Origin of the sequence: Nonomuraea sp. NPDC050478, from assembly GCF_044458265.1 — a bacterium.
Lineage (GTDB): Bacteria > Actinomycetota > Actinomycetes > Streptosporangiales > Streptosporangiaceae > Nonomuraea > Nonomuraea ferruginea.
Genome location: NZ_JBITHT010000002.1, coordinates 245474 through 264285, shown reverse-complemented (window position 1 = coordinate 264285; position 18812 = coordinate 245474). Strand labels below are relative to the sequence as shown.

Below are 18812 nucleotides of genomic sequence, written 5' to 3'. Positions count from 1 at the left end.
GTTCAAGTTATCGTGGGAGCGCGGGGACGGGAAGTGAGGGGTTGAGCGTCCTAAATGGCACGGGCGGGCCGCAGTCCCTGCTTGCTGATGGTGGAGATGCGGCCGTGGACGGCCGGCCAGGAAGGTCTGGGCATCGGCGAATGTGTGCAAGCCGTCGTTGACCTTAGTCCTCACCTTGCCGAACCGCTAACCTGCTACTGATCTTGTGCTGATTACCCGGACTAATGCTGGCAGGCAATCAGCTTGTGGTCAGGTCATGTTGCTGGACGATCCATCTCCTTGATCTCTCGACGTACCGGTTGTATCATTCGTGCAATCTATGTCCAAGTGCTCCTAAACCTAGTTCTATGCCGTTGCTATGAGTAGCAGCGTGGGCGCATCGACCTTGACCCGCCTGATCAGGGATACCTCGGGGCCACGTCACCGCCAGGTCGGGAACCTGGACATCTGTTCCCGGACGCTTGACTCCCCGGAGGGAATTCGACCTTAACCACGAACGGAGTATGGCGCTCGACGCGGTCCGACGGGGCCATTCAGGAGCTTCGAAGCCGTGAATCCATGATGACGATACGAGCGAAAGATATACACATGGATCGACCGAGTGAAGCCCGACATGAATGACTCAAAGAAGCCGGATGTCTGCCAATAGTGTTGATGGTGATGGTCCCTATCATTACATCGTCTTCTCAAAAAAGCCATCTCTGCATAGCCTGTGCTGTACAATAAGTGCTATCCGAAATCTTGTCTCAATTGTTTGGCCCCACTAGACGCCAAAGGCCCCATGTCGGCAGTTTGGAGTATGATGTGTTTGCGGGAATTGACGAAGTACCCTGGGGGCGGCTGAGAAGTGCCAGTGGTAAATCTCAATCCATTCCACATTTGCTGCGTAAACTTGCAAGGGGGCAGTCGGGTGACAAGCATGTCCGGGCTTTGCGCAGACGACTCCTCGCTGGTGAAGGCAAGGTCGCTGAGGTCGCTCCTTGTGTCGTGCCATACCTGCTGGAGCTCACTTCGATATCCGAACTAGTATATCGGACGCTAATTGTCAATACTCTTATAGAGATCGTGTTAGGAGAGTCGGCCTACCCTTATTCCAGCGAGCAGGCAGGCAGGTCGAAACCAGATTATGTTGCGGTAGCACGAGCTAAAATAGTTGCCGAAAGCGATCGACTGATCAGGCTTCTTTACGATAAGGACGACTCGGTCGCTGCTGCGACGGCTCAGTTGCTTGCATGGCTGCCAGAGGCCGCTGAGGCGAGTGTGCCGGTATTACGCGCCCGAGTTGAAAGCGGCGCAGCCGATAGTAACGCCCGTGACACCAGTGCGAGAGATGCGGAAGCGGCCTGTATTATCGCCCTCGCACGGCTCTCACCGGATGGGCACCGCGGCTGGTTCACAAACATGTTCCATCAAGCGATCCACCCTGATGTGAGCGCTGCCGCTGCAGTAGGGATAGCGCTAACGGACTGGCGAGCGGAGGCCGACCTCCCTGCAGTGCGAGCAGCCACTGATGCTCTATTGGATCGAGCTTCAGCCTTCAACCGTATTCATTGGTACCGATACGGGCTGAACGTTATCAGCACGAGCTTCCAGCAAGCCGAGCGCTGGAGTCGCGCCTTAGCACGGGAAGTTTTGTCCCGTTCGGGGCAGCGGGAGGACCAGTGGGGCGCGCTCCTGGCGCAGGAGGCGATGGAGCGATGGAGAAGTGCTCCGGCTGAACTCGTTCCACTCGTCGCGAACAAGGTCCGAACGATGGTGATTGTGGCGCCAAACCAGGAGGACCTCGATGCTACGGAACAGTTTGTCGAGGTGCTTGGGCTTTCTGGACATGCCGTCGCTGCTCACGCCGACTTACTCGCTACCTTTTTGACAGGTGATCCCAACTATTACTGGCCAGCGGGGACATCGCCGGCAGTTAATGCTTTGGCACGCATCGGTGATGCCCGCTGTCTTCCATGGCTAGCTTCCGCCATGCTCGAGCACCGCGGGCTGGTTGGTCACATCGATTTCGGACACGCACTACCCGGTATGACGGCTCATAGCGACGCTTTGATCCCCGTAGTCGAGACGGTCCTGCGTAAGCTCGACGACCCAGGCTGGAACCCCAGATGGGACACGGTCAGGTTTATGCAGGGCTTGTGCGCATGGAAGGAGGCGGCTGCTCCGTTGGCCTCTGCCGTCGCGGCTCGGATGCACAAGCATGCTTGGCTGGCGTTATCTGTGCTAGGCGCGATTGGCCCAGCTGCCATGGAAGCCGAGCCACTCGTGCGGGCCTTGCTCGATGAAGATGGGCACGATTACGACGAGGAACAGGAATTGGCTGCTTGGGCGTTGTGGCGCATAACTGGTGAACCTGGGAGGGCGGTTGAAATCTGGACCAACGCCATTGTGGGCGATCACCATGCTACCCGCCGCATAGCCCCTCTACTCACACAGCTAGGTCCCGCTGCCGCAAGTGCCGCCCCCTACCTACGTTCGTTGCTCGACGATATCGAACCGGACGATCATCGATCTGTGGGCATCGCCCGGACGTTGTGGGCTGTCACCGGTAACGCAGCAGGTTTGATCCCACCGCTAGTTGCCGCCGTCGAGAAAAGACCGCTGGATGATGAGTGGTTTGGAATGCCACCTGATGGATTGCAGGCGATCGAGACCTTGGGATGGATCGGCGCAGCTGCCGCCGAGGCTATCCCCGCCCTGCACTCGATCGCCCACGGCCCGACGCGGGTAACCGCTGGCGACGTGTGGTTAGACGAGTGCTACCAAGAGGCTGCTCGGGCAGCTCTCTCAGCAGTTCAAGGTGACAAGACTCCCAAGACACCTTATAGGTGAGGCCAGGTATCCCGAAGGGGGAATCCTTGCTCAAGCACGCTCGATGACCGCTGAACCCAGAGGAACGAGGGTGATCTCCTTTGTCACCTGGGTTCCGGTCTGGAGATCTGTACCGGAGAAAGGAAGCGGAACGGTGGTTGAGTTGGCGCTGTGGTTGAGCAGGAATAGGTATTTGTCCCCTCTGATCGTGCATTCCACGTGCGAAGGAACTTCGGTGAATGGCGACCTCACACCCGCCATTCGTACGGTATCCACCAGCACTCCGCCGAAAGCTGACTCCTCCAATAGCGTGGCGAAGTAGATCAGCCGTCCCGAGCCGAATCCGTTCTCGACGACGGCGGCGCGGCCGGCGAGGAGCCCGTCGTGGTAGACCGCCAGGGGCTTGCCGGTTTCCAGGTGGAGGTCTTCACGCCACCAGCTCGCCGTGGTGGTTCGACCGTCGGTGAACTCGACGATGAAGGTCTCGGATGGGCGAGCCGGCCAGTATTCGTCGATTCTGGCGCCGACCAACTCCCGGAACGCGCCCGGATACCCGTCCGGCCGGACGCGGTTGCAAGAATCCACGACGCCGGAGAAGAACGACATGATGACCGTCCCCCCGGCGAGGGCGAACGCGTGGATGGTCGCCACCCCGACATCATCAATCAGGTAGGCGTTCGGGACGATCAACACCTTGTACGGGGACAGATCGCCGCCGGTAGACACCACGTCCACGGGCACATGCTCCCGCCACAGCGGCGTGTAGTGCCGCATCACCGTGTCCGCATAGCTGAAGTCGTTCCGAGGCAGCCCGTACGTCTCCTCCAACCCCCACCACCCGTTCCAGTCGAACAGCATCGCCACGTCGGCCCGCATCGAGGTGCCGGCGACCCCGGACAGCAGTCGGAGTTCCCGGCCCAGGTCCGTCACCTCGCGGAAGGTGCGGGACGACGGCCCGGAGTGAGGGAGCATCGCCGAGTGGAAACGCTCCTGGCCGCCCCGGCTGGCCCGCCACTGGAAGAACATCACCGAGTCCGCCCCCCGCGACAGCGCCTGCAGCGACCCGAGCCGCATCCGCCCCGGCTCCTTGACGACATTCAGCTTCCACTGACTCACCGCCGAGGCCGCCTGCTCCATCAGCATCCACGGCTGACCGCCCTTCAAGGACCGGAACAGGTCGTACTGGAAGGCGGCCGAGATGTGCGACGTCGGGTCCGCCGGGTCGGGGTAGATGTCGAGGGCGACCGCGTCCTCCTCCGGCGCCCAGCGCCAGTAGTCGGCATGGCGATAAAAGCGCATAAAGTTTGTCATGATCGGAATGTCATCCCGGAACGACCGGACGATGTCCCGCTCGGCGACGAAACACTCCAGCAGCGCGTCCGAGGTGAAGCGCTTGAAGTCGAGCCGCCGCGCCGGGTTCGACCACGAGCGCGGGATGTTCGGCACCTCGATCTGCTCCCAGGACGTGTAGACCTGCCCCCAGAACCGGGTGGTCCACGCCTCGTTGAGCGCGTCGAGATCGCGGTACCTCCGCCGCAGCCACTCCCGGAAAGCCACGGAACTGGCCGAGTTGTACGCGGTCGGCCCGTACTCGTTGCTGATATGCCACATCGCCAGCGCCGGATGGTACGAATACCGCTCGGCCAGCTTGGTGGTGATCGCCGCAGCGTACTGCCGGTAGATCGGCGAGGACGGGTCGTAGTGCAGCCGGCTGCCGAACCCGAACGGCTCCCCGTCCGCCATGATCGGGAAGACCTCGGGGTACAGGTGGGTCAGCCAGACCGGTGGCGCGGCCGTCGGAGTGGCCAGGTTGACCGCGATGCCGTTGCCGTGCAGCAGGTCCATGACCTCGTCGAGCCAGCCGAACTCGTACGTCCCCGGCTCGGGTTCCAGTGAGGCCCAGGCGAAGACGCCGAGCGAGACGACGTTGACCCCGGCCTCGCGCATCAGCCGCACGTCCTCGCGCCACACGGCCGGGTCCCACTGCTCGGGGTTGTAGTCACCGCCGTACGCCAGACCGCAGACGCGGCTCCTGAACGCGGCCATACGAGACATTGCGCTCCCCAAGCAGCAGTCAGCCGATGCCGCACGGCATCAGAAAGTTTCGGTAGGAGTTGCCGGAAACTTGGCCGTCACTTGTTGCGTTACGGTAGGCTCCGCTTCGCGGCGCTGTCAACAGCGCCGCGAGCGCTCCCAGGGGGTTCCGTGCAACGCGCCACGCTCGCCGACATCGCCGCGACCGCCGGTGTCTCCGTGCCCACGGTCTCCAAGGTCCTGAGCGGCCGCAAGCACGTCTCGCCGACCACCCGCGACCGGGTGCTGGAGGCGGCCAGGGCCCACGGCTACGAGCCGCCGCGCCCGCCGGGCGGACCCCGGGCCGGCATCGTCGACCTGCTCATCAACGGCCTCGGCTCGCCCTGGGCGCACGTCCTCATCGAGGGCGCCGAGGCGGCGGCCGCGCGCTGGGGCTTCTCGCTCGTGGTGACCTCCTCCTACCGCCCCGACTTCGACCGGCGGCGCTGGGTCGGCATGCTGCGCAAGCGCGGCACCGACGGCATCGTGCTGGTGCTGTCGCGGGCCGGCCAGGAGGAGATCGAGGCGATCAAGGACCTGCTGCACGTCCCGCTGGTCCTGCTCGACCCCGTCGGCCAGCGCGAGCTGGGGCTGTCGGCCGTCGGCGCGACCAACTGGGCCGGCGGCGTCCAGGCGACCACCCACCTGCTGGAGCTCGGCCACCGGCGCATCGGCTTCATCGGCGGCCCGCTCGACAAGCAGTGCACGCTCGACCGCTACGAGGGCTACCTCGCCGCGCACCGCACGTTCGGCATCGACCCCGACCCGGCCCTGACCCGCTACGGCGACTTCCTGATCTCGGGCGGCCGGCTGCACGGCGGCGAGCTGCTCGACCGCCCCGACCGGCCGACAGCGGTCTTCGCCGGCTCCGACCCGCAGGCCGCCGGCGTCTACCAGGCCGCCGCCGAACGCGGCATCCGCGTGCCCCACGAGCTGTCCGTCGTCGGCTTCGACGACTCGCCGCCGTGCGAGATGATGACGCCCCCGCTCACCACCGTGCGCCAGCCGCTCGACGAGATGGCCAACGAGGCGATCCGGCTGGTCCACGAGGAGCTCACGCACCCGCGCTCCACCGGCACCCGCATCGAGCTCGCCACGAGTCTCGTCGTCCGGAGCAGCACCGCTTCTCCCGCCGGCTGACTCGTCGTACGGCGGCATCATGCGGGCGGGCGTCACCCCTCGCACGGGCCTCTGAAAGTTTCTGGCAAACGCGCCCCGCTCTGGACGTTGCCGCAGGTGCGCATCTCCTGGTGCGGCCGGGCTCCGACACCCCTCTTGACACCTCTCGACGCGCGCCCTAAGTTGCCGAAATATTAACGGGTCTCCGAAAATTTTCGGCAAAGTCCGGCATCACGGTTTCCGTATGCCGCCCGGCCGAGAGGATGGCATGACGGGCCAGTCACCCCCCGACACCACGCCCGGCGCGAACTCCCCCTGGCGGGACCGGAGGCTGACGCCCGCCGAGCGGGCCGACGCCCTCGTCCCGCTCATGACGCTGGAAGAGAAGATCGCCCAGCTCGTCGGCGTCTGGGCCGGCGCCGACCCATCGGGGGACGGCGTCGCCCCGCGCCAGGCCGACATGAACGTCGTCGACTGGGCCACGGTCATCCGCCACGGCCTGGGCCAGCTCACTCGCCCGTACGGCACCGCCCCGGTCGACCCGGCGGCGGGCGCCCGGTCCCTGGACGCCTCCCAGCGGGAGATCATGGCGGCCAACCGGTTCGGCATCCCGGCCCAGGTGCACGAGGAATGCCTGACCGGCTTCTCCGCCTGGCGGGCGACCGTGTACCCGGCGCCGCTGAGCTGGGGCGCGTCCTTCGACCCGGGGCTCATCGAGGAGATGGCCGGGCGGATCGGCCGCTCCATGCGCGCGGCCGGCGTGCACCAGGGCCTCGCGCCGGTCCTCGACGTGACCCGCGACTACCGGTGGGGGCGCACCGAGGAGACCATCGGCGAGGACCCTTACCTGGTCGGCAGCATCGGCGCCGCCTACGTGCGCGGGCTGGAGGGCGCCGGGATCGTCGCCACCCTCAAGCACTTCGCCGGCTACGCGGCCTCCCGCGGGGGACGCAACCTCGCTCCCGCGCACATGGGGCCGCGCGAACTGTCCGACGTCGTGCTGCCGCCGTTCGAGATGGCGTTGCGCCTGGGTGGCGCCCGGTCGGTCATGAACTCGTACGCGGAGATCGACGGCGTGCCCGTGGCTGCCGACGAGAGCCTGCTCACCGGGCTGCTGCGCGATGAGTGGGGCTTCACCGGCACGGTGGTCGCCGACTACTTCGCCGTCCGGTTCCTGCAGAGCCTGCACGGGGTGGCCGGGGACGGGGCGGAGGCGGCCGGGCTCGCGCTGCGCGCCGGGATCGACGTCGAACTCCCCACCGTCGACACGTACGGCGGGCCGCTCGTCGAGGCCGTCAAGTCCGGCACGGTCAGCGAGGCGCTGATCGACCGCGCACTCCGCCGCGTCCTGACCCAGAAGGCCGAACTCGGCCTGCTCGACGAGGACTGGCAACCGATCCCGGCCCCCCAAGCCCTGGGCTACGGGACGGACGCGCAAGCTCCGGGCCGCGTGGGCGACGGCACGGACGGGCGGGTCTCTGACCGCTCGGCGGACGCGTCAGTCTCCGGGCACGTGGGTGGCGGCGGGGATGGGCGGGTTTCTGGCCGCCGGGGTTACGGGACGGCCGCGCAAGCTTCGGGTCGTGCGGACGACGGCGTGGCCGAGAGGGTTTCCGATCATGGGGGTGATGGCGGGGAGGGGCAGGGTGTTGGGGGTCGTGGTGGTTTGAGGCTTGATGACGAGGGGTCTCGGGGGCTTGCTCTGCGGCTGGCTCGGGAGTCCGTCGTGCTCGTGAGGAACGGCGGGGTGTTGCCGCTGGCTCCCGGCCGGCGTGTCGCTCTGGTGGGGCCGGTGGCCGACGATCCGATGGCGATGCTCGGCTGCTACGCCTTTCCCAACCACGTGGGTCCGCACCATCCCGGGCAGGGGCTCGGGCTGGAGATCCCGTCGCTGCGCGAGGAGCTGGCGAAACGGATTCCCGGGCTCACGTACGCGCCGGGCTGTGACGTCAGGGGAGAGGACACCGCAGGCATCGCGGCGGCCGTCGCCGTCGCCGAGGAGAGCGACGTGTGCGTGCTCGCCGTCGGCGACCGGGCCGGGCTGTTCGGGCGCGGCACCTCCGGCGAGGGGTGCGACGCGACCGACCTGAGCCTGCCGGGCGTGCAGGCGGAGCTGGTGCGGGCCGTGCTCGCCACGGGCACCCCGGTGGTGCTGGTGCTGCTCGCCGGTCGCCCGTACGCGCTCGGGCCGGAGACGGACGCGGCCGCGGCGGTGCTGTTCGGCTTCTTCCCGGGCCAGCTCGGCGGTCGAGCCGTCAGCGAGGTGCTCACCGGCGCGGTGAATCCGTCAGGGCGGCTGCCGGTCAGCGTCCCCCGCGACGCGGGCGGGCTGCCGGCCACCTACCTGACCCCGCCGCTGGGACGGCGCACGGACGTGTCGTCGGTCGACCCGACACCCGCGTTCCCGTTCGGGCACGGCCTGACCTACACGACCTTCGAGTGGACCGGGGCCGAGAGCGGTGGCGAGTGGCCCGTCGACGGCGAGACGGTCGCGGCCGTCACCGTCCGCAACACCGGGGAGCGGCCCGGCGCCGAGGTCGTCCAGCTCTACCTGCACGACCCGGTCGCCCAGACCACCCGCCCGGTCGTCCGCCTCATCGGGTACGCCCGCGTGCCGCTGGAGCCCGGCGAGGCCGCCCGCGTCACCTTCACCGTCCACGCCGACCTCGCCTCGTTCACCGGCGTGCGCGGCAGGCGGATCGTCGAGCCCGGCGACGTCGAGCTGCGCCTGTCCCGCTCCAGCGCGGACGTGGCGGCGGCGCTCCCGTTACGCCTGACAGGCGAGGAACGCGAGGTCGCCCGCGAACGGCGCCTGCAACCCACGGTCCGCGTCGAGCGCGGCATGACCGGCGTGGGCCGCCGGGACGGAGCACCGGAGGTCTGATGAGCGCAACCGACACGGTCCCGCCGGACACGCGCGAGCCGCGCCGGGCCCGGCCGGACAGGGGGAAGCCGTCGGCGGCGCCGCGCACCACGTGGCGGCGGGCGCTGCGCCGCGACTGGCAGCTGTACACGCTGGCGCTGCTGCCGCTGGCGTTCTTCCTGGTCTTCAGGTACCTGCCGATGATCGGCAACGTCATCGCCTTCCGCAAGTTCGAGCCGGGCGGCAGCCTCTTCGGCGAGGAGTGGGTGGGCCTGCGCTACGTGCGCATGTTCCTGGACGACCCGACGTTCTGGACGGTGTTCACCAACACGCTCGTCCTCGGCGGCCTGACGCTGCTGTTCTGCTTCCCGCTGCCGATCGTGCTGGCGCTGCTGCTGAACGAGATCCGCACCCGCAAGCTCAAGCGGTTCCTGCAGTCGGTGTCCTACCTGCCGCACTTCCTGTCCATCGTGATCGTGGCCGGCATCGTCATGCAGATGACGGCCGTCGACGGCCCGATCAACCAGCTGCTCAAGGTGGCCGGCGAGGAGCCCGTACCGTTCCTGCAGAAGCCGGAGTGGTTCCGGACGATCTACGTCACGTCCGAGATGTGGCAGACGGTCGGCTGGGGGACGATCCTCTACCTCGCCGCGCTGACCACCATCGACGACCAGCTGTACGAGGCGGCGCGGATCGACGGCGCCGGCCGGTGGCGGCAGATCTGGCACGTCACCCTGCCCGGCATCCGCCCCACGATCGTGACGCTGATGATCCTCAACATCGGCACGTTCATGGCCGTGGGCTTCGAGAAGGTCCTGCTGCTGTACAACCCGCTGACCTATCCGACCGCCGACGTGATCACCACGTACCTGTACCGCATGGGCGTCGAGTCCAGCAGCCTCAGCTACGCCGCCGCGATCGGCCTGTTCGAGGCGCTGATCGGGATCGTGCTCATCACCTCGGCCAACGTGATCTCCCGCCGCACAGTAGGGACGAGCCTGTGGTGAAGCTGGACGACAGCCCCGGCTACCGCGTGTTCCGGTGGATCAACGCGGTGATCCTCACCGGCGTCGTGGTCGTGACCCTGTATCCGTTCGTCAACATCATCGCCCGCTCGTTCAGCGAGGAACGGTACATCGTCACCGGGCAGGTCAACCTGATCCCGCGCGGGTTCAACCTGTCGACCTACGAAGTCCTGATGTCGGACCCGATGTTCTGGACGAACTACCGCAACACGGTGGTCTACACCGTCGTCGCCACGGCCATCGCCATGGTGATGACGACGTGTTACGCGTACGTGCTGTCGAAGAGGCACCTCAAGGGCCGCACGGTCCTCATCTGGATCGCCGTCTTCACCATGATCTTCTCCGGCGGCCTGATCCCCAACTACGTGCTGATCAACAGCCTCGGGCTGACGAACTCCATCTGGGCCATCGTCCTGCCCAACGCCATCAGCGTCTTCAACCTCCTGGTCATGAAGGCGTTCTTCGAGAACCTGCCGACCGAACTGGAGGAGGCCGCCGCGATCGACGGCCTCGGCACCTACGGCATCCTGTGGCGCATCGTGCTGCCGCTGTCGAAGGCGGTCATCGCCACGATGGTGCTCTTCTACGCGGTCTCGTTCTGGAACTCCTGGTTCACCGCGTTCCTCTACCTGCACGAGCAGCGGCTGTTCCCGGTCACCATCTACCTGCGCAACCTCATCGCTGGGGCCACCACCTCGGATTCCTACGGCCTCGCGGCCGGCGACGTGACGCAGGCGGCGTCGAACATCCAGTCGGTGGCGATCATGCTCACCGTCCTGCCCATCCTGGCGGTCTACCCCTTCGTCCAGAGGTACTTCGTCTCCGGCGTCATGCTCGGCGCGGTCAAGGGATAGACCGCAACCCCACCCCCACGGCAAAGGAGTCCCCCCATGCGCGACATCTCACGGCGTCAGGCGATCATCGGACTGGGCGCGTTCACGCTCGTGCTCGCCGGCTGCGGCGAGGACGGCACGGCTCCGAAGGCCGCCGACACGTCCGCGAACAGGGCGGGCGCGATGGCGAACTACGGCGTCGGCCAGCAGTTCAAGGCCACCGAGCCGATCTCCTTCGACGTGCTCTACAACAACCACTCGTTCTACCCCAACAAGAACGACTGGCTGTTCTGGGAAGAGCTCACCAAGCGGACGAACGTGACGCTCAAGCCCGTCGAGGTGCCGCTCAGCGACTACGAGCAGAAGCGCGGCCTGCTCGTGGGATCCGGCCAGGCCCCGCTCATCATCCCGAAGACCTACCCCGGGCAGGAGGACACCTTCGTCTCCTCCGGCGCCATCCTGCCGGTCAGCGACTACCTCGACCTGATGCCGCACTTCAAGGACAAGGTCGCCAGGTGGCGGATGGAACCGGAGCTGAACACGCGCAGGCAGGCCGACGGCCGCTTCTACCTGCTGCCCGGCATGCACGAGAGCGTCTGGGTGGACTACACGCTGGCCGTCAGGACCGACATCCTGGAGAAGCTCGGCTTGGAGGTCCCGGCCACCTGGGACGACCTCTACACGGTGCTGAAGGCGATGAAGGAGGAGTACCCCGACCAGTACCCGATGACCGACCGGTGGGGCGACCCCACCCCGGGCGGCAACCTGTTCAAGCTCGTCGCCCAGGCGTACGGCACCAGGGGCGGCTGGGAGTACCTGCACGCGACCTGGGACCCCGCCGCCGGCAAGTTCGCCTTCACCGGCGCCATGCCGCAGTACAAGCAGATGATCGAGTACCTGCACAAGCTGGTGCAGGAGAAGCTGATCGACCCGGAGAGCTTCACCCAGCAGGACGAGCAGGCCAAGCAGAAGTTCACCTCCGGCAAGTCCTTCGTCATCAGCACCAACGCGCAGAGCCTGATCAACGACTACCGCGGGCCGCTGGAGAAGACGGTCGAGGGGGCCAAGGTCGCCAAGATCCCGGTGCCCATGGGCCCGGTCGGCGACTACAAGATCGGCACCCGGCTGGAGAACGGCATCATGATCTCCAGCAAGGCCAAGGACAATCCGAACTTCGTGGCCATGATGCAGTTCATCGACTGGCTGTGGTACTCCGACGAGGGCCAGGAGTTCGCCAAGTGGGGCGTCGAGGGCACCACGTACACCAAGGACTCCGCCGGCGCCTACAAGCTCGCCGACGACATCGACATGGTCGGCCTCAACCCGGGCGCCTCCAAGCACCTGCAGAAGGACTTCGGCTTCGGCAACGGCGTGTTCGCCTACGGCGGCACCACCAAGCTGCTGCAGTCCACCTTCTCCGAGGAGGAGCTGGAGTTCCAGAACGTGATGAACGCCAGGAAGCAGTGGCCGGTGGACCCGCCGCACCCGTTCACCGACGAGGAGCGCGAGCGGTCGACCCTCTGGGAGACGCCGCTGAAGGACCACGTCACCCAGAACACGCTCAAGTTCATCCTCGGCGAGCGCGACCTGGCCGAGTGGGACGCCTACGTCAAGGAGCTCGAAGCCAAGAACATGACCACCTACATCGACCTGGTCAACGCCGCCGCGGACCGGTTCAAGAAGGAGCACGGCTGAGCCGATGGGCGAGGTGACCGCCGGGCGGCGGTTCGGAGAAGGGCCGCTCTCGCGCGCCGCCGCCCTGATCTACACGATGCTGGTCGTCGAGCTGCTGCTGCTGGCCGCCACCGCGCCGGGCCTGGCCGGGCTGGTGCTGCTCGACCGCGACGCGAGCAACCTGCCGCTGTACGCGCTCTGCGCGCTGCCGGCCGGCCCGGCGCTGTCGGCCGCGCTGTACGCGCTGCGCCACCGCGGCGCCGGCCTGGCGGACCTGTCACCGGCGGCCGCGTTCCTGCGCGGTTACCGGGCCAACGCCGCCGACGTGCTGAAGGTCTGGGCGCCGTGGCTGGCCGGCATGACCGTGGTCGGGGTCAACCTGGCGCACTTCGCCGCCGCCGGGGTGCCGGGTTGGTGGGCGGCCCTGCTGGTCGCCGTCGCGGTGGCGGCCGCGCTGTGGGCCGCCAACGCGCTGGTGATCGCGTCGCTGTTCCGGTTCAGGGCTGTGGACGTCGCCCGGCTGGCCTCGTACTTCCTGGCCCGGTGCCCGGGTGCCACGCTGGGCAACGCGTGCCTGCTGGTCGTGGCGGGCGGGCTCACCCTGCTGGCCACCGAGCTGGCGCCGCTGGCGCTGGCGTCCGCGTTCGCGGCGGGGCTGCTGCGCAACAGCCGGCCGATGATCGCCGAGATCCGCGAGCGCTTCGTGTCCGGTCAGTGAATGCGGCGGCCGTGCGCGTCGGGCACGCCCGACTTGCGGAAGAAGTACGTGTTGATCTGGTCGCGCCACTCCCGGGCGGAACGGAGCTGCTCGTCCAGCAGCTCACGCACCCGGGCGTGCAGCGCCGGGTCCACCAGCCCGACCAGCCCGTCCCAGACGGGCCGCAGCTCCGCGACCTCCTCCGCGCCGGCGAAGTGGGTGTCGTAGATGTGCTGGATGACCGTCTTCCCGCTGTGCAGTACGTGACCGTACGGGACGTGGTGGAAGAAGAGCAGCAGCTCGTCCGGGCACCGCTCCGCCGACTCGTACACCTCCGACCACGGCTCCGGGTACTGGCCGGTGCAGCCCGTGCCGGTGGCGCGCGTCCGGTCCACGCCGACCCCGTCGCGGTCGGCGAAGTGGTACGTGCCCCACGGCGTGTACTCGTAGCCGTCCACGTCGGGGCCGTAGTGGTGACCGGGCCGGACCATGAAGCCGACGCCGAGCGGCGCCGTGTAGCGCTCGTACGTCTCCCACGAACCGTCCATGATCGCGTGCAGCGGCTCCCGCAGGCGGTCGGCCGTGTCCGGGAAGGTCAGGCCGATCCACTCGTCGAGGATCTCCGCAGGTCCGAGCCCCGGGTCCCAGGCCAGCCGCCCGAACGCGTACAGGTTGGCCTGCGCGAGCGGATGCCCGGTCCAGTACGGGTCGTCGCCGGCGTTCGAGACCGCCACCAGCTCGCCGGCGACGCCGGCCACCGTCCGGCCGCCGGGACCCCACGGCTCGAAGCCGAGCACCTCGCGCCACATCGGCGCCAGGTAGCAGACGTGCCGCTGCTGCCCGGTGTACTCCTGCGTCACCTGCAGCTCCACCGCCAGCCGGGTGCGCGGCATCGCGGCGATCACCGGCGAGACCGGCTCGCGCACCTGGAAGTCGATCGGCCCGTGCTTGACCTGGAGGATCGCGTTCCCGGCGAACTCCCCGTCGAGCGGCGCGAAGTGGTCGTAGGCGGCCCGCGCCCGGTCGGTGGAACGGTCGCGCCAGTCCTGCCGGTGGTCGTAGACGAAGGCCCGCCAGTGCACCACCCCGCCGTACGGGGCGAGCGCGCCGGCCAGCAGGTTGGCCCCGTCGGCGTGGCTGCGTCCGTAGGCGAACGGCCCCGGCTGCCCCTCAGAGTCTGCCTTGACCAGGTAACCGCCGAAATCCGGGATCGCCTCGTACACCCGCGCGGTCGCCCGCGCCCACCAGGCCCGCACGTCCTCGTCCAGCGGGTCGGCGGTGGACAGCCCGCCGAGGACGACGGGCGCGGCGAAGGTGACCGACAGATGGACCCTGATCCCGTACGGGCGCAGCGCGCCGGCGAGGGCGGCCACGTCGCCGAGCCGGTCGGTGAGCAGCCGCGCCTCGGTGGCGTGCACGTTGACGTTGTTCACCGCGATCGCGTTGACGCCGGCGGCGGCCAGCAGCCGCCCGTAGGCGCGCACCCGGTCCAGGTCGCCGCGCGGGCCGCCGTCCGCCCAGAAGATCGAACCGCCCGCGTACCCGCGCTCGACCTGCCCCATCACGGGATGCACGTCCACGTTGTCCCAGTGGTCGAGCATCCGCCGCCGCATCGCGGGCCGATGACGCTCGGCCGGGAAGTCCGCGCCGAACGCCCGCTCACCCAGCCGGACGACATGGAACAGCCCGTACAGCAGCCCGGCCGGCCCCCCGCCCGCCACCACCGTCACCCCGCCGTGCCGCCCGACCAGGAACGCCTCGTCCCCGCCCGGCCCAGCGATCACCATGCGCCCGGTCAGGAACGCCCCGTCCTCTCCGGGCGCGCCGCCCGCCGGGAGCGGTGCCCGGCCGGGGGCGGCCTCCGCGTCTGCCAGCACCGCCAGCGCGCGGTGCGGGAGGCGGTCAGCCGTGGCCAGCACCAGGTCGGCATCCCCGTCCTCGCACAGGCTCCCGCCGAACCGGGCGCAGGCCCGCGCGACCTCGTCGCGGACCGTGCCGGCGAGCAGCCCGTCCCCGCGTACGAGGACCCGCCGGGATCCGATCGCCCGGAACGCCTCGGGAGGCAACCAGGCCGGATGGACGTCCGTCATGAGAAGAATCTATCGAGAAAACATGACAGTGGATGTCCTCTTTTCCGGGAAACCTGGTCGCATGATTGCTTTGGTGGCGGGCGCGACCCGCGGAACAGGACGTGGCATCGCCGTCGAACTCGGCGCCGCCGGCGCGACGGTTTACTGCACCGGCAGGACGACCCGGGAGCGGCGCTCGGAGATGGACCGGCCCGAGACGATCGAGGAGACGGCGGAACTGGTGACGAAGGCCGGCGGCACCGGCATCCCCGTGCGGGTGGACCATCTTGATCCGGCCCAGGTCAAGGCCCTGGTCGAGCGGATCGACCGCGAGCAGGGCCGGCTCGACGTGCTGGTGAACGACGTCTGGGGCGGCGACAAGCTCTGGAGCTGGAACACCCCGGTCTGGGAGCAGGACCTGGAGAAGGGGCTGAGGATGCTCAGCCTGGGCGTGCACACCCACCTCATCACCAGCCACCACGCGCTGCCGCTGCTGATCAGGAACAGGGGCGGCCTGGTCGTCGAGGTCACCGACGGCACGTGGGACTTCAACGCCCCCCGCTACCGGGAGAACCTCTACTACGACCTGGTCAAGATGTCGGTGAACCGGCTCGCCTTCAGCCAGGCGCACGAGCTGCGCCCGCACGGCGGCACGGCGGTGGCGCTCACGCCGGGGTTCCTGCGTTCGGAGGCGATGCTGGAGAACTTCGGCGTCACCGAGGAGAACTGGCGCGACGGGGCCGAGCGGGAGCCGTCGTTCGCGGTCTCGGAGACCCCGGCGTACGCGGGCCGCGCCGTCGCCGCCCTGGCCACCGACCCCGACCGGGCGCGCTGGTCCGGCAAGTCCGTCGACAGCGGCACGCTGGCCAAGGAGTACGGCTTCACCGACGTGGACGGCAGCCGCCCCGACGTGTGGCGGTTCATCGCCGACACCGACGGCGGCAAGCAGCCGAACCCGGACGACTACCGGTAGAGCGCCGTCATGCGGGCGGCGGCCTCCGCGACCATCGACCGTAGTTCCGCCGGCTCCAGCACCTCCGCCTCCGGCCCGAAACGCAGCACCTGCGAGTACGCGATCTCGATCGACTCCACCCGGAGCCGCACCGTACCGTCGGGCTGAAGTGAGGCCACCGCGTCCGGCAGCGCCGCCGGGTCGGCGACGTGCCGCAGCATCCGCAGCCCGGCTTCGGTGAGCCGCAGCGTGATCGAGGTCCGCAGCAGCGAGTGGCCGAACGCGGCCGACTGCTCGGTCCAGAACGCGGCCAGGTCGAAGCCCGGATCCCGGACGAACACGTCGTCGCGCACGGTGATCTCACCGAACCGGTCCACCCGGAACAACAGGAAGCGCGCCTGCCCCGCCGACTGCCCCTGCGGCTGTGCCGATGACGGCCCCGGCCCAGGTGACGGTCCCGGTCCTGGTTTCGGTGATGGTGGGGACGGGGATCGGGCCGCGAGGTACCAAGCGCCCGCCTTGAGCACCAGCCCGTATGGCTCCAGGGTGCGCGTGCGTCCCTTGTACCCGGCGGTGACCCGCCGGTCGCCCCACACCGCCCTGGCCAGCGGGGCGAGCTGGGGCGGCGGTGGGGAGTCGTGCGCGAACCAGCCGGGCGCGTCCAGGTGGAAGCGCTGCGCGGCCGTCGCGGGGGCGTCGCGCAGCCCGGGGGAGAGCGCGGCGGCGGCCTTCAGCCGGGCCGTCGCCGCCACCTCCTGCAGCCCCATCTCGCGCAGCGCGCCCGGGACGCCGGACAGGAACAGCGCCTCGGCCTCCGCCCGGTCCAGCCCGGTCAGCCGGGTCCGGTATCCCTCCAGCAGCCGGTAGCCGCCGCCGCGCCCCCGGTCGGCGTAGACAGGGATGCCGGCCGAGGACAGCGCCAGCACGTCGCGGTGGACGGTGCGCTCCGACACCTCCAGCTCGCGGGCCAGCTCCGCCGCCGTCATGCCGCCGCGGCCCTGCAGCAGCAGCACGAGCGACATCAGCCGGGCGGCGCGCACAGCGGCATGATCACGGCGGACGGGTGATCGGGGGAGTGGAAGACCTCGACGTCGCTCGGCACCATCGGCCCGCCGGAATGGGTGAGCGGATCGCCGGTGCCGGGGTTGCGGGCGATCGTCGGGTAGGCGCCCGCGGCGACGTGCACGCGGACGCGGTGGCCCCGCCTGAACCGGTGGCCGATCGGCCACAGCTCCACCCGTACCCTGCGCACGTCCCCCAGCGTATCGGCGTCCAGCGGGCCCAGGCGGCGCACGCCCTCGCACACGTTCATCGACCGCCCGTCCGGGTGCACGTCGCACACGCGGACGACCACGTCCGCGTACGGGGTGCTGGAGCGGACGTACAGTTCCGCGCTGACCGGGCCGATCATCTCCAGGTCGGACTCCAGCGGGGGTGAGCTGTAGACGAGCACGTCGCGCCGGGCCTCCAGGCGGCGCTGGTCGCGCGGCCGGGAGTCGGCCAGCAGCACCGGGCCGCCGATCACCGGCGTCGGATGGTCCGGGTGGTAGCGGAACCGGTCCGGCTCCGACTCCAGCGGCCCGTCCGTGCCCAGCCCGAAGCCGTGCTGCAGGTGCCAGCGCCGCCGCCGCAGGCCGGGCACCGGCCAGTCCGGGTACTCGCGCCACTCCTCGGCCCCCGTCACGTACAGCCGCACCGGCTGGTCGCGCAGCCCGGAGACGTCGCCCAGCAGGTGGGCGCGGAACCAGGCGAGCGACTCGGCCATCGACGGGCCCAGGTTGCGGGCGTCGATGTGGTACCAGGGGCCGATCGTCAGGTACGGCCGCCGGCCCGCCGCCCGCATCGCCGCGTAGTCCTTGAGCTGCCACGGCAGGAACACGTCGTACCAGCCGCCGAGCATGGTGACCGCCGCGTCCACCTCGCCGACCGTGGGGGAGTGGTCGCGCCGGGTCCAGTACGGCGCCGGGTCGGCGTGGTGCGCCAGCAGGTCGCGGTAGAAGGGGAGCGGCCGGCCCGCCGACGCCAGGTCCAGCTCGCCCACCGGCCGCCCCGACAGCACGGCCCGCCGCGTCACCCGCGGCGCGGTCAGCCCGGCCGCGCCGCCGAAGCGGCGGCCCATGTGCTCGGTGAGCGTGGTCCAGCTCAGCGCCGACTCCAGAGCGAACGCGCCGCCCACGTACGCGGCGTCCCTGAACTGGGAGGCGGTGATCTGGGTGGCCATCGCCTTCAGGTCAGGGCCGGCGTACGGGGCCACGGCCCACTGGGTGAACCCCAGGTAGGAGGGGCCGAACATGGCGAACGAGCCCCCGTACCAGGGCTGCTCGCGCATCCACGCGATCGTCGCCAGGCCGTCGTCGTGCTCGTGGCCGAGCGGGTCGAGATCGCCGCCGGAGCCGAAGCCGCCCCGGCAGCTCTGCATCACCACCTGGAAGCCGTGCCAGGCGAACCCGCGCCCGTACAGCAGCCCGAACAGGCCGCGGCGGCCGTACGGGGAGCGGATGAGGACGACCGGAGCCCGCTCCGCCCCGGCGGGGACGTAGCGGTCGGCCAGCAGGGTGACGCCGTCGGGCATCCGCACGGGGATGTCACGGTGGACACGTACGCGTCGCATTACCTACCAGTAACATACGTGGCCGCGCAGGCGGTAGCCCGGAGCCCGGCCGATCCGGCCGGACGGACCGGGGTGCGCGGGGGCG

12 protein-coding genes are annotated in these 18812 nt (G+C 69.0%); 8 read left to right on the top strand and 4 right to left on the bottom strand.

Annotated features, from left to right (window positions below; genetic code table 11):
• Positions 1 to 987: 987 nt before the first annotated feature.
• Positions 988 to 2832 carry a hypothetical protein gene (locus ACIBF7_RS09260; RefSeq protein ID WP_397196836.1) on the top strand — a complete coding sequence of 615 codons (1845 nt, stop codon included), beginning with the start codon at positions 988 to 990 and terminating at the stop codon, positions 2830 to 2832.
• 30 nt (positions 2833 to 2862) lie between these two features.
• Here ACIBF7_RS09260 and ACIBF7_RS09255 read toward each other — a convergent pair whose 3' ends face one another.
• Entirely contained in the window at positions 2863 to 4857 is a 1995-nt protein-coding gene (locus ACIBF7_RS09255; protein WP_397196835.1) for a beta-galactosidase, read from the bottom strand.
• A 159-nt stretch (positions 4858 to 5016) separates the two neighbouring features.
• Between ACIBF7_RS09255 and ACIBF7_RS09250 the strand changes: the two genes are divergently transcribed.
• The 6 genes from ACIBF7_RS09250 (at position 5017) to ACIBF7_RS09225 (ending at position 13116) form a co-directional block, all read left to right on the top strand.
• Positions 5017 to 6024: a LacI family DNA-binding transcriptional regulator gene (locus tag ACIBF7_RS09250; RefSeq protein WP_397196834.1), complete on the top strand. Its 1008-nt coding sequence runs from the start codon at positions 5017 to 5019 to the stop codon at positions 6022 to 6024.
• A 247-nt stretch (positions 6025 to 6271) separates the two neighbouring features.
• Positions 6272 to 8887, top strand: coding sequence for a glycoside hydrolase family 3 N-terminal domain-containing protein (locus ACIBF7_RS09245; protein WP_397196833.1), 2616 nt, complete (start codon positions 6272 to 6274; stop codon positions 8885 to 8887).
• The gene (locus tag ACIBF7_RS09240) at positions 8887 to 9873 is read left to right on the top strand and encodes an ABC transporter permease (protein ID WP_397196831.1); all 987 of its coding nucleotides are present in this window, start codon (positions 8887 to 8889) and stop codon (positions 9871 to 9873) included. The genes ACIBF7_RS09245 and ACIBF7_RS09240 overlap by 1 nt, the downstream gene beginning before the upstream one ends.
• Positions 9867 to 10745, top strand: coding sequence for a carbohydrate ABC transporter permease (locus ACIBF7_RS09235; RefSeq protein ID WP_148031990.1), 879 nt, complete (start codon positions 9867 to 9869; stop codon positions 10743 to 10745). Before ACIBF7_RS09240 ends, ACIBF7_RS09235 begins: the two co-directional genes overlap by 7 nt.
• Before the next feature lie 36 nt (positions 10746 to 10781).
• Positions 10782 to 12419: an extracellular solute-binding protein gene (locus ACIBF7_RS09230; RefSeq protein WP_271276552.1), complete on the top strand. Its 1638-nt coding sequence runs from the start codon at positions 10782 to 10784 to the stop codon at positions 12417 to 12419.
• A gap of 4 nt (positions 12420 to 12423) precedes the next feature.
• Positions 12424 to 13116, top strand: a complete 693-nt coding sequence (locus tag ACIBF7_RS09225; protein WP_271276553.1) for a hypothetical protein — start codon at positions 12424 to 12426, stop codon at positions 13114 to 13116.
• Here ACIBF7_RS09225 and ACIBF7_RS09220 read toward each other — a convergent pair.
• A complete protein-coding gene (locus tag ACIBF7_RS09220) occupies positions 13110 to 15185 on the bottom strand; it encodes an alpha-glucuronidase (protein WP_397196830.1) in 2076 nt (691 codons plus the stop codon). The two genes, ACIBF7_RS09225 and ACIBF7_RS09220, sit on opposite strands and share 7 nt — an antisense overlap.
• A gap of 61 nt (positions 15186 to 15246) precedes the next feature.
• On the opposite strand from ACIBF7_RS09220, the gene ACIBF7_RS09215 reads away from it, so the two are divergent.
• A complete protein-coding gene (locus ACIBF7_RS09215; protein WP_219544392.1) occupies positions 15247 to 16137 on the top strand; it encodes an SDR family oxidoreductase in 891 nt (296 codons plus the stop codon).
• Here the strand turns inward: ACIBF7_RS09215 and ACIBF7_RS09210 are convergent.
• Both ACIBF7_RS09210 and ACIBF7_RS09205 read right to left on the bottom strand, forming a co-directional pair.
• Positions 16128 to 17156 carry a YafY family protein gene (locus tag ACIBF7_RS09210; protein ID WP_271276556.1) on the bottom strand — a complete coding sequence of 343 codons (1029 nt, stop codon included), beginning with the start codon at positions 17154 to 17156 and terminating at the stop codon, positions 16128 to 16130. The two genes, ACIBF7_RS09215 and ACIBF7_RS09210, sit on opposite strands and share 10 nt — an antisense overlap.
• Entirely contained in the window at positions 17138 to 18727 is a 1590-nt protein-coding gene (locus ACIBF7_RS09205) for a CocE/NonD family hydrolase (RefSeq protein WP_397196829.1), read from the bottom strand. Before ACIBF7_RS09205 ends, ACIBF7_RS09210 begins: the two co-directional genes overlap by 19 nt.
• Between the last annotated feature and the right edge of the window lie 85 nt (positions 18728 to 18812).